The following is a 25,666-nucleotide window of genomic DNA, read 5'->3' as shown; positions in this document are numbered from 1 at the left end:
ATCAGTTGGAGGTGAAGCCGACGAGCAGTCCGCCGGTCACCTTCACCGCGAGGTTGTAGATGCCCGCGAGGACGGCGCCGAGGACGGTGACGACCACGAGGTTGAGGATCGCGACGATCGCCGAGAAGGCGAGCACCTGCGGCAGGCTCACGAACTGCGACAGCAGGATCGTGCCGTCGGTGAAGTTGCCGAAGAAGTCGTCGGCGCGTGCGATCAGACCCGTGGTCTGCACCACGAGGAAGACCAGGACGAACGACACCACCGTGACGACCGCCAGCGCGATCGCGGCGAGGAACGAGAGCTTCACGGCCGACCAGAAGTCGACGTAGACCAGACGCAGGCGGACCTGCTTCGCGCTCGTCTTGTGACTGGACTTCTTGGCCAGCTTGTCGGCTACCGTGCTCATGCGTCAGTACTCTCTTCGGGGGTCTCGGGCGAGGCCTCGGGGGTGCCGGACTCCTCGTCGGCGGCCTCTGCGTTCTCGGCCAGGCCCCGCTCTCCGTTCCGCGCGATCGCGATGATGCGATCCTCGTCGGCGGCCCGGGCGAACACGACACCCATGGTGTCGCGGCCCTTGGCTGGGACCTCGGCCACGGCAGAGCGTACCACCTTGCCGCTGGCAAGAACCACAAGGACCTCGTCGTCCTCGGAGACGATCAGACCGCCCGCGAGTACACCCCGATCCTCGTTCAGCTTGGCCACCTTGATGCCCAGTCCGCCACGGTTCTGCACCCGGTACTGGTCGACGGCGGTGCGCTTCGCGTACCCGCCCTCGGTGACGACGAACACGTACTCGTCGTCCTGAGCGACGGATGCCGACAGCAGGCTGTCGCCCTCACGGAAGTCCATGCCCTTCACGCCCGAGGTCGACCGGCCCATGGGCCGCAGCGCGCCGTCGGTCGCCGAGAAGCGGAGCGACATGCCGCGGCGGCTGATCAGAAGGATGTCGTCGCCCTCGTCGACCATGAGCGCGCTGACGAGCTCGTCGGATCCCTCGCCGGCGTCGCCGTCGGGCGAATCGTCGGCGGCGTCGCCGCGCAGCTTGATCGCGATGATCCCGCCCTGGCGGTTCGTGTCGTACTCCTCGAGTCGCGTCTTCTTCACGAGACCGTTGCGAGTGGCGAGCACCAGGTACGTCGCCACCTTGTAGTCGCGGATGTCGAGGATCTGCGCGATCTCCTCGCCCGGCTGCAGCGCGAGCAGGTTGGCGACGTGCTGACCCTTGGCATCGCGCCCGGCCTCGGGGACCTCATAGGTCTTGGCGCGATACACGCGCCCCTTGGTCGTGAAGAAGAGCAGCCAGTGGTGCGTAGTGGTGACGAAGAAGTGCTCGACCACGTCGTCGGCCCGCAGCTGCGCGCCCTTGACACCCTTGCCGCCGCGATGCTGCTGCCGGTAGTTGTCGCTGCGCGTGCGCTTGATGTATCCGTCGCGGGTGACGGTGACGACCATCTCCTCTTCGGGGATGAGGTCTTCGATCGACATGTCGCCGTCGAAGCCCGGCAGGATCTGCGTACGCCGATCATCGCCGAACTTGTCGACGATGCCCGTCAGCTCGTCGCGGATGATGGTGCGCTGGCGGATGGGGTCGGCCAGGATCGCCTGGAAGTCGGCGATCTGAAGCTCGAGCTCGTTCGCCTCGTCGATGATCTTCTGGCGTTCGAGAGCCGCGAGGCGACGGAGCTGCATCGTGAGGATGGCATCGGCCTGGATGTCGTCGATGTCGAGGAGCGACTTCAGCCCGTCGCGGGCGTCGTCGACGGTGGGCGACCGACGGATCAGCGCGATGACCTCGTCGAGCGCATCGAGCGCCTTGAGGTAGCCGCGCAGGATGTGCATGCGCTCCTCGGCCTTGCGGAGGCGGAAGCGCGTGCGGCGGACGATCACCTCGATCTGGTGGTCGATCCAATACGAGATGAAGCCGTCGAGAGGCAGCGTGCGCGGCACGCCGTCGACGATCGCGAGCATGTTCGCGCCGAAGTTCTCCTGCAGCTGAGTGTGCTTGTACAGGTTGTTGAGCACGACCTTGGCGACGGCATCCCGCTTCAGGACGATGACGAGTCGCTGACCCGTTCGTCCGGACGACTCGTCGCGGATGTCGGCGATGCCCGTGATCTTGCCCTCACGGGCGAGGTCGCTGATCTTGACCGCGACGTTGTCGGGGTTCACCTGGTACGGGAGCTCGGTGATCACGAGGCAGGTCCGGCCTTGGATCTCCTCGACATTGACGACGGCGCGCATCGTGATCGAGCCGCGACCCGTGCGGTAGGCATCCTTGATCCCCTTGGTGCCGAGGATCTGCGCGTGGGTCGGGAAGTCGGGCCCGGGGATGCGCTCCATGAGCGCCTCGAGGAGCTCTTCGCGGGTGGCATCCGGGTTCTCGAGCGCCCACAGGGCACCGCTGGAGACCTCGCGGAGGTTGTGCGGCGGGATGTTGGTCGCCATGCCGACCGCGATGCCGACGGAGCCGTTCACCAGAAGGTTCGGGAACCGCGCCGGGAGCACGACGGGCTCCTGGGTCTGGCCGTCGTAGTTGTCCTGGAAGTCGACGGTGTCTTCCTCGATGTCGCGCACCATCTCGAGCGCGAGCTGGGCCATCTTGGTCTCGGTGTACCGGGGGGCGGCCGCGCCCTGGTTGCCGGGGGATCCGAAGTTGCCCTGACCCTGGGCGAGCGGGTACCGCAGCGACCACGGCTGGACGAGGCGCACGAGGGCGTCATAGATGGGCGCGTCACCGTGCGGGTGATAGTGGCCCATCACCTCGCCGACGACGCGGGCGCACTTCGAGAACGACTTGTCGGGACGGAAGCCGCCGTCGTACATGCCGTAGATGACGCGACGGTGGACCGGCTTGAGGCCGTCCTCGACGCGCGGGAGCGCGCGACCGACGATGACGCTCATCGCGTAGTCGAGGTAGCTGCGCTGCATCTCCGACTGCAGGTCTACCTGGTCGATGTGACCGTGGTTGTGCGCGGGAGCGGCGGGGCGGTCTTCGTCAGTCATTCGTGTGTCTCCGTTGTGCGGTCCTCGACGTCGTCAAGGGCACGCGGCGCTCGATCGCCGGCACGTGCTCGGCGATCGATGTTGTTCAGATGTCGAGGAAGCGGACGTCTTTGGCGTTGCGCTGGATGAACCCGCGGCGGGACTCGACGTCCTCGCCCATCAGGATCGTGAAGATCTCGTCCGCCGCGGCGGCGTCGTCGATCGTCACCTGCTTGAGGGTGCGGGTCTCGGGGTCCATCGTCGTCTCCCAGAGCTCCTTGTCGTTCATCTCGCCGAGACCCTTGTAGCGCTGGATGCCGTTGTCCTTCGGGATCCGCTTGCCGCCGGCTGCGCCATCGGTGAGCAGTGCGTCACGCTCACGGTCGCTGTAGACGTACTCGTGCGGCGCATTCGACCACTTGAGACGGTAGAGCGGCGGCTGCGCGAGGTAGACGAAACCGGCCTCGATGAGACCGCGCATGTAGCGGAACAGCAGGGTGAGCAGCAGGGTCGTGATGTGCTGGCCGTCCACGTCGGCATCGGCCATCAGCACGATCTTGTGGTACCGCGCCTTCTCGATGTCGAAGTCCTCGCCGATACCCGTGCCGAAGGCCTGGATCATCGCCTGGACTTCCTTGTTGCCGAGCGCGCGGTCCAGCCGTGCACGCTCGACGTTGAGGATCTTCCCTCGCAGCGCCAGGATCGCCTGGGTGTGCGGGTCGCGTCCCTGCACGGCCGAGCCGCCGGCCGAGTCTCCCTCGACGAGGAAGATCTCACTGATCGACGGGTCCTTGCTCGTGCAGTCCTTCAGCTTGTCAGGCATCGCGGCCGACTCGAAGACGCTCTTCCGGCGGGCGGTCTCACGCGCCTTGCGGGCGGCGAGACGCGCGGTCGCGGCGTCGATCGCCTTGCGGATCACGTTCTTCGCCTGCACCGGGTTGCGGTCGAACCAGTCGCCGAGCTGATCGCCGACGACCTTCTGCACGAACGCCTTCGCCTCCGTGTTGCCGAGCTTGGTCTTCGTCTGACCCTCGAACTGAGGCTCGGAGAGCTTGACCGACAGCACGGCCGTGAGCCCCTCGCGGATGTCTTCACCCGTCAGGTTGTCGTCCTTCTCCTTGAGCAGGTTGTTCGCGCGCGCGTACTTGTTGACCAGCGTCGTCAGCGCGGCGCGGAAGCCCTCTTCGTGGGTGCCGCCCTCGTGCGTGTTGATCGTGTTCGCGTAGGTGAACACGTTCTCGGTGTAGCTCGTGGTCCACTGCATCGCGAGCTCGAGGGCGATCTTGCGGTCGGTGTCCTCCGACTCGAAGTCGATGATCTCGTCGTTGACGACATCCGCGTGGCGCACCTTGTTGAGGTGCTCGACGTAGTCGACGAGGCCCCGCTCGTAGAGGAAGCTGTCATGCCGCTGCTGCAGGCCCTTGTCGGTCTCGCCGGGCTCGGTCACGTCGACGAGGCCCTCGGGGCGCTCGTCGCGGAGGGTGATCCGCAGCCCCTTGTTGAGGAACGCCATCTGCTGGAAGCGCGTGCGGAGGGTGTCGTAGTCGAAGTCGACGGTGTCGAAGATCGTGGCGTCGGGCCAGAACGTGATCGTCGTTCCGGTCTCGCTGCTCTTCTCGCCCTTCTCGAGCGGGGACACGGGCTGGCCGCCGTCGCGGTACGACTGACGCCACACGTGGTCCTCGCGCTTGACCTCGACCTCGAGGCGGGTCGACAGCGCGTTCACCACCGACGAGCCGACGCCGTGCAGTCCGCCCGAGACCGCATAGCCGCCACCGCCGAACTTTCCGCCGGCGTGGAGCACGGTGAGGACGACCTCGACGGTCGACTTGCCCTCGGTGCGATGCATGCCCACGGGGATGCCGCGGCCGTTGTCGATCACGCGCACACCGCCGTCGACCAGGATCGTCACGTCGATCGTGTCGCAGAACCCCGCCAGCGCCTCGTCGACGGAGTTGTCGACGATCTCCTGCACGAGGTGGTGGAGGCCGCGCGCACCGGTGGAGCCGATGTACATACCGGGTCGCTTGCGCACCGCTTCGAGGCCCTCGAGCACCTGGATGGCGTCGGCCCCGTACTCGTTCGGAACCGTCTCAGCGGATCGTGCGTCGGGTTCTTCGGGAACGCTGTCGGGGTTCACGGACGTCATAAGTCAGGGCGCTCCAGATCGTTCGGTGCGGGCACTGACAGTCTATCAAGTAAAGGCCTCGGTTCAGGGGTTCTGCGCCCCTGTGGCGAACGGAAATCGTTCCGGACGATATCTGACGTGGATCAGCCGTAGGTATCGCGCGGGCCACGCCCTGGAATCGTTCTGGGACCCCATTTCCAGGAGGGGACGTCCGGCCCGATGAAGCGGATCGCGTCGACGCCGGCGTCGGGGAACCGCCGGACGATCTCCGACAGGATGTGCGCGCGCATCAGCTGCAGCTGCTTGGCCCATGCCGTGGAGTCCGCCTGAACGGTCAGCGTGCCCTCCGAGAACGCGACCGGCCGGGTGTGCCCCGCGGTGTCCTCGCCGGCGACGTCGGACCACGCGCGGACGACGTCCTCTCGGGCGAGCTCCTTGTCCCAGCCCGCTTCTCGGGTGAGCGCCGAAAGCACATCGGCGACGCCGCGGGGGTCGCGCCCGGGCGTGAACGGGGCGTTCTCATCGTCGTCGGCGCGTCGGCGGCGCTTGCGATACGACCGCGCGGACGGCTCGAGTCCGCGCAGGCGGAGGTACGTCGCGACGGTCTCCGGGATCGCTTGTGCCGGTACCGACGGAACGGATGCCGCGTCCCCCTGACGCGCGCCGGGATCAGGCATCCTCCGCCTCCACGATCGTGCCGCCCTCGACACGCACGATGCGCGCGCGAAGTGCCGCGGGGACATCCTCCTCCACCGCGGCGGTCACGACCACCTGCTCGTAGCCGCCGGCGAGCTGGGCGAGCCGCGCGCGACGATCGGTGTCGAGTTCGGCGAAGACGTCGTCGAGGATCAGGACGGGGTCGCCGAGGCGGGACTCCGCACGAAGGAGCTCCGCCGAGGCGAGGCGCAGCGCGAGGGCGACCGACCACGATTCGCCGTGCGACGCGTATCCCTTCACGGGAAGGCCCCGGACGCGGAGGACGAGGTCGTCGCGGTGCGGGCCGACCAACGTCAGTCCGCGGTCGAGCTCTGCGCTGCGACGGGCGGCGAGCGCCTGGCGGAAGAGATCCGCGATGCGGGACCCGGATGCCTCGGCCACCGGAGCATCGGTGCCCTCTTCGGGATCGGAGCCCGACACCGACAGTGCCCACTCGGCCTCGGGGCGGTGGTCGGCGCCCGCGATGGCCGTGTACGCCGCCGCCAGGGGTGCCGCCAGATCGGCGGCGAGTCCGAGGCGGGCCTCGATGAGCTCGGTGCCCAGCGCCACGAGCTTGTCGTCCCAGACGTCGAGGGTCGTCAGCGCGTCACCGCGGATTCCGCGCGCCTTCGCCGACTTCAGCAGGGCGGTGCGCTGTCTGAGGACGCGATCGTAATCGGCCAGTACCCCGGCCATCCGAGGGGAACGCTGCACGAGAAGCTGGTCGGCGAACCGTCGACGTGCCGACGGATCGCCGCGGACGATCTGCAGGTCTTCGGGGGCGAACAGCACGACCTGCGCGTAGCGGGGAAGTTCTGCCGGCTTCACGGGTGCGCCGTTGACCCGGGCCTTGTTCGAACCCTGGCGATTGAGTTGGACCTCGAGGAGCACCTGCCGGTCGCCGTGGGCGAGTCTCGCCCGGATGATCGCGGCATCCGCTCCGTCGCGCACCATCGGTGCGTCGTTCGACACGCGATGAGACCCGAGGGTCGCGAAATAGCCGATGGCCTCAGCCAGATTGGTCTTGCCCTGCCCGTTGCGGCCGACGAAGACGTTCGGACCCCGACCCAGCGAGACCTCGGCGACCGCGTAGTTGCGGAAGTCCACGAGACTCAGCTGCTCCACGATCACCGGTCAAGCCTAATGACGGCCGCGGACTCCGGCCGGATCGCCGTCAGCGGAGGAGCAGGTTCGGCTGCAGCAGGTAGCGGAACGAGTCCGCGCCGGCCTTGTCGACCGACGTCTGCGGCGTGATGAGCACGGGGCTCAGCTTGTTCGCGTTGTCGCTCGAGGTGAACGTGATGCGGGCGAACTCGCTCTTGACCGCACTCAGCGACTCGAGCAGGTACTGAGGATTGAGACCCAGCGTGACGTCCTCGCCGACCAGGTTCGAGTCGACCGACTCGGTCGCACGTGCCTGCTCGGTGCCCGAGGCATCCATCGACACGCTGTCGGTCGTGAAGGTGAACCGCAGCGGGGCGGACCGGTCGAGCACGAGAGACACGCGTCGCACCGCTTCGGCCAGCTCGGCGGTGTTGACGACCGCGTGGTGCTCGGTGGCCTCGGGGAACAGCCGCCGCACGGGCGGGAAGTTGCCCTTGATGAGCAGGGAGGTGACCGTCTTGTTGCCCGCGGTGAACGCGATGATCTCGCGGTCTCCCGATCCTGAGAACGCGATCGAGATGTCGCCGCCGTGGGCGAACGTCTTGCCGACCTCGGTGAGCGTGCGGGCCGGGACGAGGGCCGTCGTGGGCTCGTCGGACGAGGTTCCGCCGCCATCCCACGGGATCTCGCGGAGCGCCACACGGTAGCGGTCGGTGGCGACGAGGCTCAGGCCCGTGCCCGACACCTCGAGCTGCACTCCGGTGAGGACGGGGGTCACGTCGTCGCGCGAAGCGGCGAAGGCGACCTGTGCGATCGCCGTCGCGAAGTCTTCCGCCGGCACGAGCCCGGAGTCGCCGGTGACCTCGGGGATGGCGGGGTACTCCTGCACCGGCATCGAGGCGAGTGTGAACCTGGCGGAGCCGCAGGTGAGCAGGATCCCGCCGTCTTCGTCGACCTCGACCTGGATGGGCGCATTGGGCAGGCGGCTCGCGATCTCGGAGAGCAGCCGGCCGTGGACCAGGATCGTGCCCGGCTCGTCGACGGTCGCCTCGATCGTGGTCCGCGCGGACGCCTCGTAGTCGAACGCCGCGAGTGACAGTCCTGCATCGGATGCCTCGATCAGCACCCCCGCCAGGATCGGCTGCGGGTTTCGCTGCGGCAGGAGCTTGACGACGAATGACACGGCTTCGCTGAACACATCGCGATTGACGTGGAACTTCACGAATGCTCCCTCGACTGCGGTTGGGCCTCCCATGCTAGTGGCAGGCCGTGTCGATGCTAGTCCCGATGGGATGCGGCATCCCGTCCACCGGTCTTTCCACCGTCAAGGTGATCGGACGGGGAATCTTCAAATACTTCTTGTCATGGTGTTAACGGCTGTGGAAACTGTGGACAACTCGGCCGATCCCTGTCGGGACACCGGAATCACATCTTTGTGAGTTGTGGAGCAGCTGCGGAACCAGCTCAGGAAGGTGTCGGCGGCGGCGGCCCGTTTTCGACATCCATCCACAGGCTCCGGCTCCGCACCCACAATGTTTCCGCAGGGTCGGAGAGTTATCCACAGGTTTTCCACACTGTGAAGAACGGAAATAATGGCCCCGCCCGGAGCATGTGTCAAGCACTTCTTGCGGCATATGTCCGCACGAGCGGTCAGCGGCCGTTGCGGCCCAGCTGAGTGGTGATCTCGGACACCTGGTTGTAGATGGAGCGACGCTCCTTCATGAGGTCGCTGATCTTCTTGTAGGCGTACATGACCGTGGTGTGGTCGCGGTTGCCGAACAACTGGCCGATCTTCGGGAGCGACAGGCTCGTGCGCTCACGGCACAGGTACATGGCGATCTGGCGGGCGGTCGCCACGGACTGTGAACGGCTGGAGCCGTACAGGTCGTCGACAGTGAGCTTGAAGTAGGCCGCGGTCGCCGTGATGATGTCGGTCGGCGAGATGACGTTGGCGTCGTCCTGATCCACGATGTCACGCAGCACGGTCTGCGCGAGCGACATGTCGAGCGTCGAGCGGTTGAGGCTCGCGAACGCGGAGACGCGGATCAGGGCGCCCTCGAGCTCGCGGATGTTCGACGACACCACGGTGGCGATGTACTCGAGCACCTCGTCGGGAATGTGCAGACGCTCGCTCTGCGCCTTCTTGCGGAGGATCGCGATGCGCGTCTCGAGGTCGGGCGCCTGAACGTCCGTGATGAGGCCCCACTCGAACCGGCTTCGCATGCGGTCCTCGAACCCGGTCAGGTGCTTGGGGGGCACATCGCTGGTGATCACGACCTGCTTGTCGTGGTCGTGCAGCGTATTGAACGTGTGGAAGAAGGCTTCCTGGGTCTCGGCGCGACCCTGCAGGAACTGGATGTCGTCGATCAGGAGGATGTCCACATCGCGGTAGCGCGCCTGGAACGCCGACCCGCGGTTGTTCGCGATCGAGTTGATGAAGTCGTTCGTGAACTCCTCGCTCGACACGTAGCGGACGCGGATGCCGGCGTAGAGGCTGAGCGCGTAGTCGCCGATCGCATGCAGGAGGTGCGTCTTGCCGAGACCGGAGTCGCCGTAGATGAAGAGCGGGTTGTACGCCTTCGCCGGCGCCTCTGCCACGGCGACCGCCGCCGCGTGAGCGAACCGATTCGACTGTCCGATGACGAAGTTGTCGAACGTGTACTTGGGGTTCAGCCGCGTGTCGCTGCGCGAGCCCGACGATGCCGCCTCGGCTGTGTCTTCGCGGGGCTGACGGCTGATCGGGGCGGGCGCGGGCGCCGCGCTCGCCGCGCCCTGGCTCTGGACCGGGATGGGCGCCGTGAGGTGCGCATCGGCGAGATCGGGATTCACGACAACCCGGAACGTGGTGGCGCGGTTCACGTCGTCCTGGGGCACCTGAGCCAGGGCTTCCATGATCGGCGTGCGCATGCGCTTGGTGAACTGCGCTGCGGTGAGGTCGTTCGGAACGTCGAGGTACAGGGTTCCGCCCATGACGCCCTGCGGCACCGCGAGGCTGAGGAACCCGTGGAGCTGCGGGGTGATCCGCTCGTCCCCCACGAGCGCATCGAGCACCGCCGTCCAGACCGGAACATCTGGATTCTCGTGCGGTGACATGGCCCCCCCGGGTTGTTGATGATTCCACCGGAGGCCCCGGAATGAGTGAGCCGGGCCTGTGGATAACTGCCGGAGCCACGCTAGTCAGCGGGCGTCCCGGGAGCAAACTCCACTGTAGATCGGGTGGGTGTGTCGTTGCCAGGATGGATGCCGCGACCCGGGCATAATGCCACGTCCCCGTCGCTCGGTTTGAGTTCTCAGGCGGTCCGGCGTACCCTAAATCGGTTGACTTATGCCCTCGCGGCAGTCCCTTTGTACGTAGCGTCTCCGGTCTCAGACTCCCGGTGACACCCGATCCGGAAGCGATCCCCATGAGCAAGCGCACCTTCCAGCCCAACAACCGCCGTCGCGCCAAGAAGCACGGCTTCCGTGCCCGCATGCGCACCCGCGCCGGCCGCGCCATCCTTTCGGCTCGTCGCGGCAAGGGCCGCACCGAGCTCTCGGCCTGATCCCCGAGCGGTGCTGGCGAGGCCGAACCGACTCACCCGCGGAGCGGAGTACAAGGCCGTCGTCCGTCGGGGTCGTCGGTGCGCCGGTGCGCACACCGTGACTTATGTGAATCCCGCCGTGGCCGATGGCCCGGCGCGGTTCGGTTTCATCGTCAGCCGCCAGGTCGGCGGTGCCGTTGTACGGAACACCGTCCGCCGACGCCTGAAGGCGCTCTGCGCCGAGGTGCTCCCCACCCTTCGTCCCGGGAACGACATCGTGATCCGCGCCCTTCCGAGCGCCGCGACCATCCCGTTCAGCGAACTGCGCGACGAGGTCGCCGGCTGCCTCGCACGGAGGGCGGCGTGAGCGTCCTGCCGGCGTACGCGCTCGGCGACGCGCGGTTCGAGGCATCCGGTTCTCTCCGAGCACTTCCGCTGCTCCCCCGCAATGCCGTCCTCGCCCTCTTGCACGGCTACCGCGCGACGATCTCTCCGACTTACGGGGACGTCTGCAAGTACTACCCGTCGTGTTCGGCATACGCCGTCGGCGCGGTCCAGCAGCACGGCGCCGTCAAGGGAGCCGCTCTCACGGCCGCCCGGCTCGCCCGCTGTCACCCGTGGGCCGTGGGCGGCGTCGACGACGTCCCGGCGCACAAGCACTTCCGGCACGGACTGACCCCGCACGGGTTCGTCGTGCCTGCACCCACTGGAAAGGACTGATCCTCCGCATGGATCTCTTGCTGGCCTCCACCCCCGCCGCGCAGCCGAGCGGCGGGTTCGATCTCATCGGGATCATCCTCTGGCCCCTCAAGTGGGCCGTCGAAGCCGTGCTCGTCGCATGGCACTGGTTCTTCACCGCGATCGGCCTTCCTCCGGGAGACGGCATCACGTGGGTGCTGTCGATCGTCGGCCTCGTGATCGTCGTCCGCTCTGCGCTCATCCCGCTCTTCGTCAAGCAGATCAAGAGCCAGCGCAAGATGATGGAAATTGCTCCTGAACTGCGAAAAGTTCAAGAGAAGTACAAGGGCAAGCGTGATCAGCTCTCTCGCGAGGCGATGAGCCGAGAGACGATGGCCCTGTACAAGAAGCACGGCACCACCCCGGTCTCGAGCTGCCTGCCATTGCTCGTGCAGATGCCGATCTTCTTCGCGCTGTTCAGCGTGCTCAACGACGTGACCAAGCATGCCTCGGCGGGCATCGGCGGTGTGGGACTACTCAACGCGGAGCTCACCCAGGAGTTCTACAACGCGAAGCTCTTCGGTGTCGCGTCGCTGCACGAGACGCTCATCGACGCCGTCAACACCGGCAACACCGCAGCGATCGCGATCCTCGCGACCCTCGTCGTCCTGATGATCGCGTCGCAGTTCTTCACCCAGCTGCAGATCATCTCGAAGAACCTCTCCCCCGAGGCCAAGACCGGCCAGGCGTACCAGATGCAGAAGATCATGCTCTACGTCCTGCCGTTCGCCTTCGTGTTCTCGGGCGTCTTCTTCCCGCTCGGTGTCGTCATCTACTGGTTCGTGTCGAATCTGTGGACGATGGGCCAGCAGTTCCTCGTCATCCGTGAGATGCCCACCCCGGGCTCGGAGGCGGCGAAGGCTCGCGAAGAGCGCCTCGCACGCAAGGGCAAGGCCATCGACTCGTCGGGCAAGGTCGTTCCCATGGAGAAGTACCTCGCCGAGCAGCAGCGCCTGTACGAAGAGGCCGAGAAGGCTCGCGCAGCCACCCCGAAGCGTCAGCAGCCGGTGAACAAGCAGCGCGCCAAGAAGCAGGCGCAGAAGAAGCCCGGTGGCGGTGACCCGTCGGCAGATGCCGCGGGCGCGGCATCCTGACCCCCTCTTCGCCTCCGCCCATGACGACCCGACGCACCCTGAGGACACCATGACGACTACGCCCGACTACGCCCCCACCGATGTGGTGCCCGCCGAGCGCGAGCCCGCGACCGTGGAGCAGCTCGAGCAGGAGGGCGACATCGCCGCCGACTTCCTCGAGGGTCTGCTCGACATCGCCGACATCGACGGGGATCTCGACCTCGATGTCCGTGCCGGCCGCGCTTACGTCTCGGTGGAGGCGCCCGAAGGCGGCTCCGTGTCGCTGATCGCCGACCCCGACACGGTTCAGGCGCTGCAGGAGATCACGCGCATCGCGGTGCAGAACCGCACAGGTCGGTTCTCGCGTCTCATCCTCGACGTCGGCGGCTCGCGCGACACGCGTCAGCGTCAGCTCGCGACCCTCGTGGACCGCGCGATCGACAGGCTCGAAGAGGGCGCATCGCAGGCCTCGCTCCCCGCGATGTCCAGCTACGAGCGCAAGCTCGTGCACGACATCGTGTCGGAGCGCGGGTTCATCTCCGAGTCGTACGGCGAGGGCGCCGACCGCCACACGGTCATTCGTCGTGCGTGACGTGACGTTTCACGTGAAACACCGATGATCGAGATCGAGACCGAGCCCGCTGTCGCCGAAGTGATCTTCGGCGACAGGATCGACCTTGCGCGGCGGTTCACCGATGCGCTTGGGCAGCACGGCGAAGAGCGAGGCCTCATCGGGCCGCTCGAACCCCCGCGGCTCTGGTCGCGTCACATCTTGAACAGCGCGGTCATCGCCCCGCTGTTCTCCCCGGGCCGTGTCGGTGACGTCGGGTCAGGTGCCGGGCTGCCGGGGCTCGTCCTCGCCATTGCCCGTCCGGACGTCGAATGGGTTCTGATCGAGCCGATGGAGCGCCGCGTCACCTGGCTATCCGAGCAGGTCGACGCGTTGGGTCTGTCGAATGTCGAGGTCGTTCGTGCCCGCGCCGAGGACTGGAAAGGCGGTGCCGCGCTGGACGCGGTGACTGCTCGTGCGGTCAGCGCGCTGCGCACGCTCGTGCCGATCACCGCTCCCCTGGTTCGCGACGGCGGTGAGTTGATCCTCCTCAAGGGCGCGAGTGCGTCCAACGAGATCGAGGCCGCCGAGAAGCAGCTCCGCAAGTTCCGTGTGACGAACGCACGCATCGAGATGGTCGGTGAAGGACTGCTTGCGGAGCCCTCCCGCGTGGTGCGCGCGACGGTTCGCTGACTCGGCGCCTCACCCCCGGCCCATGAGCCACGCTCGGCCTCGAGGTCGGGTCGCGCGGGAGTGATGGCGAACGGCCATACCTCCCCGACGATGGCTCCGTACTGATGCGGACGCGTCACCACCGAGATGATCACGATGCGTGGCCAAGTCCGCCACCCTCAGTTCTCCGCACGAGGTGCTCGGCGCTCGCGCCCGGCGTGGGTCACGGCACGCGTGCGATGGCGTGGCTCCGCAGGCACTCGACGATGGTGCGCGCCGAACGCCGGTGAGTGCTGACGATCACCCCACGGGGGAATGCCACGGCACACGGATGCCCGAACCGCTGATGCCTGAGGGCACCCACTGCCGGACGGGCGCAGCTTCGAGCTCTCGTCATCTTCGGGCTGCCACAGGACGAGTCGCCCCCGGGCCGGCGTCGCGCCGAGCTCTATCGCGGCTAACCTCGCGGGTCGGTGGATTCGAGCGCACAGCGAGCCCGAACGGTCGACGGCCGAGGCTTCCTGACGCAGGTTTCGTGACCAGTCGGGCCTTCGTCATGGTGCTGTACTTCCGCGACGAGGACCACGTAGCGATCGAAGACTGGAGCGCTGCAAGGGTGGGCAGGCGGGTGTGTGCGGCGCCCCCGAGCCGTCGGTTCGAATCGGGTGGAGTTCGACCGTCGCGTGGTTGGGCTCGATGAGGGTGTGAGGAACGGGACGCAAGCACGCGCATGTTTCACGTGAAACACTCCGTTTCGGTGCGGCCCCTCCTCCCCAACACGCCACGTGCGCAAGCCCTCCCCGAAAGCACGATGTGTCAGATCGGGCTGATCAGCACGCGACCATGCTGGTCACATGCTGATGATTCTCGCGATTGACGGACTCTGTCGTCTCCTCCGAATCGGAGACGCGCGCACCAGACGTCGCAAGACGAAGGAGCGCGGGGGCTAGCAATTGGACGCGCGCTGGACATGGTTGTGTTCGCGCTGAGCGGTAGTGCATGTCCGCGTGCGGGCCCGACTCGCTGGTCCGCGCGCGCTGCATGTTTCACGTGAAACATCTCGTGATCGTGATCGTGATCGTGATCGTGATCGTGATCGTGGTCGTGGTCGTGGTCGTGGTCGTGGTCGTGGTCGTGGTCGTGCTGCGGCTGCTCGTGCTCGCGTTCGTGCGGGTACTCGTGCTGGTGTTCGTGTGCAGTGCTGCGAAGGCCTGTGAAGTGTCGTGTCCCGACCTGGCGGCATGGATGATCCGTTGCTCCATCGACGGCGGGCGTTCGCGCGGGAGGTGCAGGCGGGTGCGGACGGCGGATTGCGGATCACGTTGCCGCTCGGTCAAGGACAACACCCCAGACGTGGTTACTCCGACGCGCGGTCCCGTGCGTACGGTGGCGACGAGTCCTCCCATCCGCGTGGTCGAGGGGCGTCAGCCCGCCGCGATGCGGGCACGCGGGTGGCCTCTGGCTCGGCGGTTCGGGTGTCGCATGCCCTTCCCCACCCCGATGCGTCGGGGTGAATCCTGGTCGGCGCGGCCGGGTGTCGAAGTGCGTCCAGGTTGAATCACGACCATCCGAGGGAGAGTCGGCGACCTGGGTGGTTCCAGGCTCGGGCGGTCCCTCGCGCCGGAATGCGCGGCGCTCGTGACTGGGACGGCGCTCGCGGGAGAGTTTCACGTGAAACATCACACCGCTGGTGACGAACCGGTCGATGCAGGCGCCAGCGGACAAGCCGATGGTCGCTTGTTCGGGGAGGTCAGATCCACGGGTCATCGCACTGCGCAGATTCGCCACGGCCCGCCCCCATAAGGGGCGCCCGCGAAGCCCGCGCGGGTCACGCGACGATGTGGGTCGAATGATCGCGAGCCTGTTGCGAACGACCGGGCTCTGGCACGACTGGGCAGGGCGCGACAGTGATCCTCTCGCGCGTCAAGGAGACATCTCGACCGAACTCCGTCGGCGGGCTGCAGCTCTACAGAGCGCCCGGAAGATGATGGGCCTCGGTGAGGTGTTCCTATCCTCGGTTGGTGCACCAGTGGACAACCGCGCGGCTACATGGCTGTCCATGGTGTAACCCCCGAGCAGTCGGCGCGCGGGTCACGTTGCCACAAAGTGAGGGTCCTCATGTTTCACGTGAAACGGCCTGTTGTCTCGATTCACGTGTGACGGGCGCTGCCTACCGCGCGACGATGTGGAGTAGGCAAGCTTCGTCTCACGCGGATCAGGCGAGTCGGACCTCCGCGGTGGAGGGTGGCCGCGGCCACGGCGTTCCACCGCCGGGCGCCTGCGCACTACGGGGGTTGCCGGCCGTCGCCCGTCACGACGGCGTGACTGTTCGACGGCTGCCCGTGGTCAGTCCGCGATGCGCAGACGGGCGGCGCACCGCCGGCCGTGAGCGGTCGCCCCGTGGGCTTGGACGCTCGTGGGCGGTCGACCCGTGGGCGCCGCCGCTCGCGCGGGCGGCGGGCGGATTGGCAGCGAACTGCCCGAGCGAGGCACTTCGGACGGGATCGTCGGTGGGGGCGAGATAGAGTGGAGGGCGTTGTGATCGGCTCGCGAAAGGGAGAGTGTTTCACGTGAAACAGCCCGACGAGGCGGCGGCCGCGGCATCCTTCTCGTTCGACGACACCCCTCTCGCGCGTGAACTCGCCGACCTGTCTGCCCGACGCCGCGCTCTCGAGGCCGCTGACGTCCGCCTCACGGGCCGGACTCGCGTGTTGACCGTCTCGAACCAGAAGGGCGGCGTCGGCAAGACGACGACCACGGTGAACATCGCGGCCGCCATGGCCGCGGTCGGTGCTCGCGTTCTGGTCATCGACCTCGACCCGCAGGGGAACGCTTCGACTGCGCTCGGTGTGCCGCACACCGCCGACGTTCCGAGCGTCTACGACGTTCTGATCGACGAGTTCCCGCTTGCCGACATCGTGCAGGTCAGCCCGGAGTCCCCTAACCTGCTGTGCGCGCCGAGCACGATCCACCTCGCGGGCGCGGAGATCGAGCTCGTCTCGCAGGTCGCCCGTGAGCACCGGCTGCGCACCGCACTCGACGAGTACCTCGCGAACCTCGAGGAGCACATCGACTTCGTGCTCATCGACTGCCCGCCGTCGCTCGGGCTCCTCACGATCAACGCGTTCACCGCGGCTGCCGAGCTGCTCATCCCGATCCAGTGCGAGTACTACGCACTCGAGGGCCTCAGTCAGCTCCTCGGCACCGTGCGGATGATCCAGAAGCACCTGAATCCGGCGCTGACCCTCTCCACGATCCTGCTCACGATGTACGACGGGCGTACGCGCCTCGCACAGCAGGTGGCCGAGGAGGTGCGCGAGCACTTCGCGAAGGAAGTGCTCGAAACCGTCATCCCGCGATCCGTCCGCGTCTCAGAAGCCCCGAGCTTCGGGCAGACGGTCATCGCCTACGATGGGCAGTCGGCTGGTGCGATCGCGTATCGCGAGGCAGCCGTCGAGATCATCCGCCGCGACGCCGACCGCGCCGCAGTGAACGTCGAATCGAACATCGAAGGGGGTGCCTGATGGCCAAACGCACAGGATTGGGACGGGGGATCGGGGCGCTCATCCCGACGACGGAGCCCGCCGAGGACCGCCCCTCCGATGTCTTCTTCCCCCGTGTCGTCACGGCGGAGGACATCGCCGTGGCCGAGGCGACGACCGATGAACTCATCCAGGTCCCCGGCGCGCGCCTCGCGCACATCGACCCGCACTCGATCGTTCCGAACCCGCGCCAGCCGCGCACGCACTTCAACCCCGAAGATCTCGCAGAACTGGTTCACAGTGTCCGCGAGTTCGGTGTCCTTCAGCCCGTCGTCGTCCGCGCGAACGAGGACGGCGACTACGAGCTGATCATGGGCGAGCGCCGCACCCGCGCGGCGCGTGAAGCGGGACTCACCTCGATCCCCGCCGTCATCCGTGAGACCGCGGACGAGCACCTTCTCCGCGACGCGCTCCTCGAGAACCTCCACCGTTCCGAGCTCAACCCGCTCGAAGAGGCATCCGCGTACCAGCAGCTCCTCGAGGACTTCGGCATCACGCAGGAGGAGCTGGCCACCCGCATCGGCCGCTCGCGTCCGCAGATCAGCAACACCATTCGTCTGTTGAAGCTCCCGGTTCCGGTGCAGCAGCGCGTCGCCGCCGGCGTGCTCACCGCCGGCCACGCCCGGGCCATTCTCTCGCTCGAGACCCCCGAGGCGATGCAGCGCCTGTCCGACAAGATCGTGAATGAAGACCTCTCGGTGCGTGCAGCCGAGGCTGCCGCGAAGATGCCGGATGCCGGGGGCAATCGCGCTGCGAAGCCGCAGGCCGGCGCCCGTCGTGCACACCTCGACGAGGTGGCCGAGCGCCTGGGAGACCGGCTCAACACACGCGTCCGAATCTCGCTGACAGCAAGAAAAGGCCAGATCAGCATAGATTTCGCCAGCATCCAGGATCTCAATCGCATTCTCGAGGAGCTCGGCGAGTCAGGCTACGGCGCGGCCTGAGACCCGTCTGGCGCGAGCGCCTCGGCACGACGCAGGAGCACGGCGGTCTCGGCCTCGTTTCCGGGCAGCCCCGCGGCGACGGTGAACTCCGCGGCCGCGGCCTCCGTCCGTCCCAGGCGTTCGAGCAGCTCGGCTCGAACCGCGTGCAGCGGCCGAAACCCGGTCAGTTCGGGCTCGAGTGCGTCGACGATCTCCATCGCCCCCTCCGGCCCATCCGACATCGACACGGCCACGGCGCGGTTGAGTCGCACGACCGCGGACGGGGCCAGCGATTCGAGGGCGTCGTACAGGCGCACGATCAGTCTCCAGTCGGTGGACTCGAACGACGGTGCCACCGCGTGGCATTCCGCGATGGCAGCCTGGAGGCCGTAGTACCCCAGGCCGCGGGCTGAGGCATCCGCTCTCCGCATCGCCGCGCGTCCGCGCGCGATGGCGGAGCGATCCCAGCGCTGCCGGTCCTGTTCGGCGAGGGTGAGAGGCAGTCCGTCCGCGTCGATCCGTGCGGCGAAGCGCGACGACTGGAACTCCATGAGCGCGATGAGCGCGTCGACCTCGGGCTCACCGGGCATGAGCGCTCGCAGCTGACGGGCGAGCCGCACGGCCTCGCGCGCGACGTCCGGCCGCACCGGCCGCTCACCCGCAGCTGCGGCGTATCCCTCGGTGAAGAGCAGATAGATCACCTGGAGGACGCTCGCGAGCCGGGCAGGGCGTTCAACGCGGTCGGGCACCTCGAAAGGCACGTGCGCTTCGGTCAGAGAACGCTTCGCGCGCACGATGCGCTGCTGGACGGTGGGCACCGTCATGAGGAGCACCCGGGCGATCTCCTCGGTCGTGAGCCCCGAAACCGTGCGCAGGGTCAAGGCGAGACGGGCCTGTGCCGGCAGCACGGGGTGGCAGGCGACGAACACGAGCCGCAGGACGTCGTCGTCGATGCGGTCGGGATCGCCGAGCTCGGGGACGGCATCGTGCCGCTCGGCCTCCGCGACGTCGGCCACGAACAGCGGCTCACGCTGCGCGAGCCGCTCGCGACGTCGCCATCCGTCGATCGCGCGCCGCTTGGCCACCGCGAGCAGCCAGGCCCCGGGATTGTCGGGGATGCCGCTGCCGGGCCACTTCGCGACGGCCTCGACCAGCGCATCCTGCGCGAGATCCTCCGCCCAGGCGAAGTCGCCCGTCTGGCGGGTCAGTGCGGCGACGATCCGCGCGGATTCCGCGCGCCACACGGCCTCCACCGCGCGAAGCGCATGGGTGTCGGCCGAGGTCATGGAGCCAGCGTAGGCGTGGAGCGCGTCGTCGCGTCGGCGGGGCGTCGTACCCTGGATGGGTGGCGAACGCAGACCAGCTCCCCCGGCGACGGGCCAGCCTCGAGCTTCTGCGTGCCGAGGCATCCGATGAGCTCGCCGTCGTCATCGCGGAGCGCCTGCGCGCCGGAGAAGACCCGTGGGACTTCATGGACGATCTGCCCACCGTCGACGAGCTCGTCGTCTTCACACTGCGGGCTGAGAACATCGAGGAGAACGGCGGTTCGCGTCCGAACGCGGCGCGCCACTACCGCGTGCTGCGCCAGATCGCGCTCGAGTACCCGCCCCTGACGCACGCGGTCTGGCGTCTGCTGGGCGAAGCCAACACGCACCGTCGCTGGGATGCGACGGTGCGTGTGGATGCTGCGTCCTGATGTCACGCGTGAACGCTCAGGCGTTTGCCGCGCGCCACTCCTGCTCCTTCGAGATCCACTCGTTGTCGGGCATGTCGAAGTCGCTCAGCTCGTTGACGCGGCGGACCTCGAGCGCGACCCCCGGCCCGAGCGGGCACTTCTTGGCCCAGTGCTCGGCCTCTTCACGGCTGGCGACCTCGAGGATCCAGTACCCCGTGAACACCTCGCGAGCCTCGGCGAACGGTCCGTCGGTGACCGCCGGGGGCACGGACGTGAAGTCGACCCGGAACCCCTCGCTCGCATCGGAGAGACCCTCGGCCGAGAGGAAGACTCCGGCCTTCTGCAGTTCCTCGTTGTAGGCGCCCATCGCCGCGATGACCTGTTCGATGTCGAGCTCTTCGGCCGCCCGCGCGGCTGCTTCGGGCTCCACCTGCATGATCAGCATGTAACGCATCTTCTGCTCCTTGTCGTTGCGAGCCTCCGGCCCGTGAGAGCCGCTCCGGCCCCTTCACTTCGTGCGTCGAACGACGAAGCCCGCGATCGACATCCTCCCCGAAAAAAGGTCGCCTGAGAATGGATGCCGCGACCGGCATGCAACAGAAAACCCCGCTGGTCAGGGATTTAAGTCCTAGACCAGCGGGGGTTGCGTCCGTGGAGCGCTTACGCGATGTACGCGGCGAGATCCTTCTCGAGGGCGAACTTCGGCTTGGCGCCGATGATCGTCGTCTCGACCTCGCCCTTGTTGAACACCTTCATCGCGGGGATGGAGGTGATCTGGTACTTCATGGCCAGGTCGGGGTTCTCGTCGACGTTGAGCTTGAGGATCGTGATCTTGTCGGGGTGCTCCGACTGGATCTCGTCGAGAACGGGCGAGACCATGCGACACGGGCCGCACCACTCCGCCCAGAAGTCCACGAGCACGGGGCCCTCGGCCTGAAGCACATCCTGCTCGAACGTGGCCGACGTCGTCGCCTTGGCGGTCATCTTGTCTCCTTCGATGGGAAAGTCTGTCGCTGTGTGGAACGCACGGCACCGCCGGAATGTTCCGAGGGCCGCACGAGGGGATCAGGCCGCGTCGGCCTCGGACTCGCCGGTGACCTCGGGCAGTCCTTCGATCTGGTCTCCGACGACGTCGGGCGCGCCCGCCTCGCCGAGCGACGCGAGGTAGTGCTCCACGTCGAGGGCTGCGACGGTGCCGCTGCCGGCCGCGGTCACGGCCTGCCGGTAGGTCGGGTCGATCACGTCACCGGCCGCGAAGACGCCTGCGACCGAAGTCCGCGACGAACGGCCGTCGACCCAGATCGTGCCCTCGGGCGTGAGGTCGAGCTTGTCGTGCACGAGGTGGGTGCGGGGGTCGTTGCCGATCGCGACGAAGAGGCCGTCGAGGGCGAGGTCGCTGCGCGTGCCGTCGACCGTGTTCTCGAGCACGACGCCGGTCACGGCATCCTCTCCGAGAACGTCCACGACCTCGCTGTTCCAGACGAACTCGATCTTCTCGTTCGCGAACGCGCGCTCCTGCATGATCTTGGAGGCGCGCAGCTCGTCGCGGCGGTGGATGACGTAGACCTTCGACGCGAACTTGGTGAGGAAGGTCGCCTCCTCCATCGCGGAGTCGCCGCCGCCGACGACGGCGATCACACGCTCACGGAAGAAGAAGCCGTCGCAGGTGGCGCAGTAGGAGACGCCGCGGCCAGACAGTCGCTCTTCGCCCTCGATGCCGATCTTGCGGTGCGCGGATCCGGTGGCGTACACGATCGAGCGGGCGTCGTACTCCTTGCCGCTGCCGAGCACGATCTTCTTCACGGCACCGTCGAGGTCGAGCGAGACGACGTCGTCGAAGAGCACCTCGGCGCCGAAGCGCTCGGCCTGCTCCTGCATCTTCGTCATGAGATCGGGACCCTGGATGCCCTCGGGGAAGCCCGGGAAGTTCTCGACGTCGGTGGTGGTCATCAGGTCGCCGCCGGCTTCGACCGAGCTCGCCACGACGAGCGGCTCGAGGTTGGCGCGTGCGGCATAGATGGCCGCCGTGTATCCCGCAGGACCCGAACCGATGATGATGACGTGACGCACTGCGACCCCTTCTGTCTCGGGGCCCTCAGCCCCGCATTACTCAACACATGGTAGCCGCGGAGCATTCCTCCGACAGGGTCGGTGTCGGCCCGCCGCAGACCGCCGGTGCTCAGCGTCCGCCGGGCAGGAACCGCTTGACGAGGCCGACCGCCGTCGACAGCTCGGGCGCGCGCAGCAGCGCCAGGAATCCGACATACACGACCAGCACGACCGAGCCGATGACGGCGGCGCCGAGCGCGCCGAGCAGTTTGTCCGACACCGTCCAGCCGTCGACGCCGCCGAGCAGCTGGAACGTGAGCCAGCCGGCGCCGGCCGCGGGGACGGCGGCCAGCGCGAACCGGCCGAGGGCCAGCATCCACGACCCGATCCGCAGGCCGCCCAGCCGGCGCTGGAGCAGCCACGTCGCCACGATCACCTGGATGACGCTCGCGACGGACTGGCCGAGTGCGACGGCGGCGGCCAGCTGGGACAGCGCGATGCTGTCGGCGGCCACCGCCCACGAGGCGAGCAGGGCGGTGAGCACGACGATCGTGCACTGCATCAGGGTGAAGAAGAACGGCGTGCGGGTGTCGTCGTACGCGTAGAACGTGCGCTGGATGACGAACAGCACGGCGAGCGGGATGAGGGCCACGAGATAGCACACGAGCACACCGGCGGCGGCGACGGCGTCGTCCGCGGTGTTGGTGAAGATGCGCGAAGCCGGCACCGCCGCCACGAGCAGGGCGGCGGTGGCGACCACGATGAACAGGCCGAGGATGCGGATGCTGCGGCCGACGTCGCCGCGGACGTCGTCGTCTCGTCCGGCCGCGGCATGCTCACTCAGCTGGGTGAAGTAGGGCGTCCCGATCGACAGCACGATGATCGAGTAGGGGAGCATGAAGATGAGCCATGCGTTCGCCATCACGGTCACCGATGCCCCGTCACCGGACGCCGCCGACACGATCCGCGTCTGCACGAGGCCGGCGAGCTGGCCGGCGACGACCATGAGGAACGTCCACCCGGCGAGGCGGCCGATATGGCTGAGCCCCACTCCCTTCCAGCGGAAATCGGGACGCAGACGGATGCCGGAACGGCGCCAGAACGCGAGAAGGACGATCGACTGCACGACGATCCCGAGGGTGGCAGTGCCGCCGAGCACCGCGATCATCGTCGAGTCCCACTGGTCGACCTTCGTGAGGTCCGATCCGAACAGCGCGATGAAGATGCCGAAGCCGATGATCGAGACGATGTTGTTGACGATCGGCGCCCACGTGTACGGACCGAACACGCGGCGCGCGTTCAGCGTTTCACCGACGAGGGCATAGAGCCCGTAGAAGAACAGCTGAGGCAGGCACCAGTACGCGAACGCCGTCGACAGCGCGAGCTGGTCGGGCGTGAACTTGTCGGCGTAGAGCTGAATGAGCCAGGGGGCGAGCAACATGGCCACCGCGGTCGTGCCGACGAGGATCACCGTGCCGAGCGTGAAGAGCTTGGAGATGAACTGCCGGCCACCGTCGGGGTCCGAGCTCGCCTTGACGATCTGCGGCACGATGACTGCCGTCAGGATGCCGGTCGAGATGATCGCGTAGATGTTGTTCGGCAGCTGGTTGGCGATTGTGAAGGCGTCGGCCGCGCGGCTGCCGACGGAGCCGATGGCGGCGACGAGCACGATCGTGCGGACCAGGCCCGTGACGCGCGAGACGATGGTGCCGGCGCCGATAAGGACGCTCGCCCTGCCGATGCTCACTCGTGATCCTCCGTATCGGTGATGGGCGGCGTCTCGGCGTCGGCTTCGGCGTGGGTCTTCGGCTCCGACGTCGCCTCCGTGGCCGGTTCGGCTGCGGCATCCGCGCCCCGGCGACGCGCGCGGATGCGCAGCACCGTGCGCACGATTCCGAGGAGCAGCAAGCCTCCGACGACGATGGCGAGGGCGGTCAGGCCGAACGTCTCCCATTCGGCGCGGACGTTGACGTCGACCGACTCGGGGTCGCCGATCGCCACGCTCGCGCGGCTGCGCAGCTGCAGGTCGAGCGTGACCTCGCCGTTGCCGACGCGCGCCTGCACGGGCACTTCGACGCGACTGTTGCTGCTCGCCTGTGCCACCACCGGGTTCGCGCGCTGGACGTCGAGCCGGAGATCGTCGGGGGTCACGTACAGCACGAGGTTCACGGGATACGGCAGGTCGTTGCGCACCCAGAACTGCATTCCGGCGTTCGAGCCGTAGAGGTTGACCGTGCTCGAGGGCACGAGGCCCACCGCGTCGAGCGTGGCCCGGGTGCCCGTGCGATGCTCGCCGACCGCGGCCGTCCACGCGGCATCGTCGCCGAGCCAGCCGAGGCCCAGGAGCTGCAGGATCTCGGCGCGCTCGGGTCCGGTGATGAGGCTCGTGTCGTCGAGGATCGTCGCGAAGCGTGCGAGCTCGGCCTCGTCGGTGAAGAGCGCGGATGCCACGTCCGCCCGCGCGGTCTCCTCCGGGGCGTCCTCGATCTCGACGTCGGTGACCGCGGAGTTCGCGAGCCCGCCCAGCGTGAACGGCGTCACGTTCGGAGCGGTCGATGCGGCGCTGACCGTGGTGCCGATGGCCACGCGGGATCGCTCGGGATTGCGGCCGATGCTGACGAGGAGGGGGGCGCCGTCCGTCTCCTGCGTGGCGAAGGCGAGGTAGGCGGTGGCCTCGGCGAGGGCGGCTCCGCGCAGGGAGAGCTCCTCCAGGCTCGACGCGGACTCGAGCGCGGCCGACACGTCGGCGTCGTAGACCAGGAGCTCGGCGTCGCCGGCCCGTCCGTGCGCAGCCACGGTCTCGCCTGCGGCGCCCGCGGCGGTCGATGCCGAGGAGAGAACGGTCAGCGAAGCCTGATCGTCGACGCGGATCGTGCCGAGGTCGTCGAGGACCCCGGGTCCGGCGGTGCCGGCCGCCGGCCAGTACAGTCCGCCGCGCGCGCCGGGCCCGACGTCGAGCAGCTCGGCCGTCGTCGGATACACCGGGACGTCGGGGTCGACGTCGGCGGTGGGCGTCGGGGCGGGCGTGGGGTCGGCGTCGGGCACGAAGTCGACGGGGTCCATGTAGGCGGTGAGCGATGTCGGCGCGAGGGGCCGCGTGGCACCGGCCTCGAGCTGGGCCGCGACATCCGCGTCGCCGAACTGCAGGGCGAAGCGCGAGTTGGGGAGAGCCTCGAGGGCGGCGAGCCACGCGGTCGCCGACTCGGGTGCGGCGGTGCCGAGGACGCGGATGGATGCCGGGATCGCCGGGTCGACCGCGAGGATCGCCGCCGTGCCCGTTACGCCGTCGAGCTGCGCGGTGAGCGCACCGCCGGGGGCGGTCAGCGTCGTCAGTTGGGCGGCGGTGAGAAGGCCCTCGGCGATCGGGCTGGCCGTGATGGGGACGAGCACGCCGATGCCGATGTCGTCGTCGCCGGCCGGTGGGACGATGATCGCACTGGTCGAGGTCACCCTGCCGGTGGTCGACTCGTACGTGGCGCTGAGCGGATAGACGCCGGGTGCGAGCCCGGCGAGGGCGGGATCGGCGGCGTCGACGCGCGCTGACGTCACGGTCTCGGCGCTCGCGGGAACCGATTCCATCGCCGCGGTGGTGACCGCTTCGGTGCGCACACCCGCCGTCTCGCCGTCGAGCCAGGCCGTCAGCGCCGACCGGTCGGCGAGAGGGGTCCGCCCGAGCGACAAGGTCGCGGTCGCGGGCGGGGTCGGGGCATCCGTCTCGTTCTGGAGCGTCAGCGACACAGCCAGGGCCTCACCCGGGCGGACGATGCCGTTCGAGATCGGAGCCAGTGTGAACGCGGTCGTCCCGGCGGGGATCGGAGGCGTGGGCGTGGGCGTGGGCGTCGTCGTGTCGGCGAGCGCCGTCGCGGGGACGACGAGGGCGGCGATCGTCGTCAGGATCGCCACGACAGCCGCGGCGGCGCGTGGGGCGCGGCGACGGGCTGGCCATCCCGAGGGGGTCACGGTCATGCTGTGTGGTTCGCTCCTGTGCGATGTCCGGACCGCACGATCGTGTC

Annotated in this window: 23 protein-coding genes; 10 read left to right on the top strand and 13 right to left on the bottom strand. The window is 68.0% G+C overall.

Annotated elements, in window-relative coordinates; genetic code table 11:
- Position 1 precedes the first annotated feature (1 nt).
- The 7 genes from EER34_RS06100 to dnaA form a co-directional block, all read right to left on the bottom strand.
- A complete protein-coding gene (locus EER34_RS06100) occupies positions 2–406 on the bottom strand; it encodes a DUF3566 domain-containing protein (protein ID WP_127473622.1) in 405 nt (134 codons plus the stop codon).
- Positions 403–3,003, bottom strand: a complete 2,601-nt coding sequence (gene gyrA, locus EER34_RS06095; RefSeq protein ID WP_127473621.1) for a DNA gyrase subunit A — start codon at positions 3,001–3,003, stop codon at positions 403–405. The genes EER34_RS06100 and gyrA overlap by 4 nt, the downstream gene beginning before the upstream one ends.
- 85 nt (positions 3,004–3,088) lie before the next feature.
- A complete protein-coding gene (gyrB, locus tag EER34_RS06090) occupies positions 3,089–5,131 on the bottom strand; it encodes a DNA topoisomerase (ATP-hydrolyzing) subunit B (protein WP_127473620.1) in 2,043 nt (680 codons plus the stop codon).
- A gap of 122 nt (positions 5,132–5,253) precedes the next feature.
- Entirely contained in the window at positions 5,254–5,787 is a 534-nt protein-coding gene (locus EER34_RS06085; RefSeq protein WP_127473619.1) for a DciA family protein, read from the bottom strand.
- Entirely contained in the window at positions 5,780–6,937 is a 1,158-nt protein-coding gene (recF, locus tag EER34_RS06080) for a DNA replication/repair protein RecF (protein WP_127473618.1), read from the bottom strand. The genes EER34_RS06085 and recF overlap by 8 nt, the downstream gene beginning before the upstream one ends.
- Before the next feature lie 43 nt (positions 6,938–6,980).
- The gene (dnaN, locus tag EER34_RS06075; protein ID WP_127473617.1) at positions 6,981–8,132 is read right to left on the bottom strand and encodes a DNA polymerase III subunit beta; all 1,152 of its coding nucleotides are present in this window, start codon (positions 8,130–8,132) and stop codon (positions 6,981–6,983) included.
- 428 nt (positions 8,133–8,560) lie between these two features.
- Positions 8,561–10,003 (bottom strand): chromosomal replication initiator protein DnaA, encoded by a 1,443-nt coding sequence (gene dnaA, locus EER34_RS06070; protein ID WP_127473616.1) that lies wholly within the window; start codon positions 10,001–10,003, stop codon positions 8,561–8,563.
- 311 nt (positions 10,004–10,314) lie between these two features.
- Between dnaA and rpmH the strand changes: the two genes are divergently transcribed.
- From rpmH to EER34_RS06025, 9 genes are all read left to right on the top strand, one after another.
- Positions 10,315–10,452: a 50S ribosomal protein L34 gene (gene rpmH, locus EER34_RS06065; protein ID WP_036304730.1), complete on the top strand. Its 138-nt coding sequence runs from the start codon at positions 10,315–10,317 to the stop codon at positions 10,450–10,452.
- A 10-nt stretch (positions 10,453–10,462) separates the two neighbouring features.
- Entirely contained in the window at positions 10,463–10,798 is a 336-nt protein-coding gene (gene rnpA / locus EER34_RS06060; RefSeq protein ID WP_127473615.1) for a ribonuclease P protein component, read from the top strand.
- Positions 10,795–11,151, top strand: coding sequence for a membrane protein insertion efficiency factor YidD (gene yidD / locus EER34_RS06055; RefSeq protein ID WP_127473614.1), 357 nt, complete (start codon positions 10,795–10,797; stop codon positions 11,149–11,151). The genes rnpA and yidD overlap by 4 nt, the downstream gene beginning before the upstream one ends.
- 8 nt (positions 11,152–11,159) lie before the next feature.
- Complete coding sequence (gene yidC, locus EER34_RS06050) at positions 11,160–12,263, top strand: membrane protein insertase YidC (protein ID WP_127473613.1); 1,104 nt, start codon at positions 11,160–11,162, stop codon at positions 12,261–12,263.
- 49 nt (positions 12,264–12,312) lie between these two features.
- Complete coding sequence (locus EER34_RS06045) at positions 12,313–12,834, top strand: Jag family protein (protein ID WP_127473612.1); 522 nt, start codon at positions 12,313–12,315, stop codon at positions 12,832–12,834.
- 24 nt (positions 12,835–12,858) lie between these two features.
- Positions 12,859–13,485 (top strand): 16S rRNA (guanine(527)-N(7))-methyltransferase RsmG, encoded by a 627-nt coding sequence (gene rsmG / locus EER34_RS06040; protein WP_127473611.1) that lies wholly within the window; start codon positions 12,859–12,861, stop codon positions 13,483–13,485.
- Between the two features lie 1,041 nt (positions 13,486–14,526).
- Complete coding sequence (locus tag EER34_RS06035; RefSeq protein WP_127473610.1) at positions 14,527–15,021, top strand: hypothetical protein; 495 nt, start codon at positions 14,527–14,529, stop codon at positions 15,019–15,021.
- A 1,004-nt stretch (positions 15,022–16,025) separates the two neighbouring features.
- A complete protein-coding gene (locus EER34_RS06030) occupies positions 16,026–16,988 on the top strand; it encodes a ParA family protein (RefSeq protein ID WP_420845961.1) in 963 nt (320 codons plus the stop codon).
- On the top strand, positions 16,988–17,950 hold the full coding sequence (locus EER34_RS06025) for a ParB/RepB/Spo0J family partition protein (RefSeq protein WP_127473608.1): 963 nt from the start codon (positions 16,988–16,990) through the stop codon (positions 17,948–17,950). Before EER34_RS06030 ends, EER34_RS06025 begins: the two co-directional genes overlap by 1 nt.
- Here EER34_RS06025 and EER34_RS06020 read toward each other — a convergent pair.
- Entirely contained in the window at positions 17,935–19,215 is a 1,281-nt protein-coding gene (locus tag EER34_RS06020) for an RNA polymerase sigma factor (protein ID WP_127473607.1), read from the bottom strand. The genes EER34_RS06025 and EER34_RS06020 overlap by 16 nt on opposite strands.
- A 59-nt stretch (positions 19,216–19,274) precedes the next feature.
- Between EER34_RS06020 and EER34_RS06015 the strand changes: the two genes are divergently transcribed.
- A complete protein-coding gene (locus tag EER34_RS06015) occupies positions 19,275–19,625 on the top strand; it encodes a tryptophan synthase subunit alpha (RefSeq protein ID WP_127473606.1) in 351 nt (116 codons plus the stop codon).
- 16 nt (positions 19,626–19,641) lie between these two features.
- Here the strand turns inward: EER34_RS06015 and EER34_RS06010 are convergent, their stop codons facing one another.
- From EER34_RS06010 to EER34_RS05990, 5 genes are all read right to left on the bottom strand, one after another.
- Complete coding sequence (locus EER34_RS06010) at positions 19,642–20,058, bottom strand: YciI family protein (protein WP_127473605.1); 417 nt, start codon at positions 20,056–20,058, stop codon at positions 19,642–19,644.
- Positions 20,059–20,264: 206 nt separating this feature from the next.
- On the bottom strand, positions 20,265–20,588 hold the full coding sequence (gene trxA, locus EER34_RS06005) for a thioredoxin (protein WP_127473604.1): 324 nt from the start codon (positions 20,586–20,588) through the stop codon (positions 20,265–20,267).
- A gap of 81 nt (positions 20,589–20,669) precedes the next feature.
- Positions 20,670–21,674 carry a thioredoxin-disulfide reductase gene (gene trxB, locus EER34_RS06000; RefSeq protein ID WP_127473603.1) on the bottom strand — a complete coding sequence of 335 codons (1,005 nt, stop codon included), beginning with the start codon at positions 21,672–21,674 and terminating at the stop codon, positions 20,670–20,672.
- Between the two features lie 109 nt (positions 21,675–21,783).
- Positions 21,784–23,400 (bottom strand): murein biosynthesis integral membrane protein MurJ, encoded by a 1,617-nt coding sequence (murJ, locus tag EER34_RS05995; RefSeq protein WP_127473602.1) that lies wholly within the window; start codon positions 23,398–23,400, stop codon positions 21,784–21,786.
- Positions 23,397–25,619, bottom strand: a complete 2,223-nt coding sequence (locus EER34_RS05990; RefSeq protein WP_127473601.1) for a DUF6049 family protein — start codon at positions 25,617–25,619, stop codon at positions 23,397–23,399. The genes murJ and EER34_RS05990 overlap by 4 nt, the downstream gene beginning before the upstream one ends.
- Positions 25,620–25,666 lie beyond the last annotated feature (47 nt).

Source organism: Microbacterium sulfonylureivorans (genome assembly GCF_003999995.1).
GTDB lineage: Bacteria > Actinomycetota > Actinomycetes > Actinomycetales > Microbacteriaceae > Microbacterium > Microbacterium sulfonylureivorans.
This window is presented reverse-complemented; position numbering and strand designations above follow the sequence as displayed.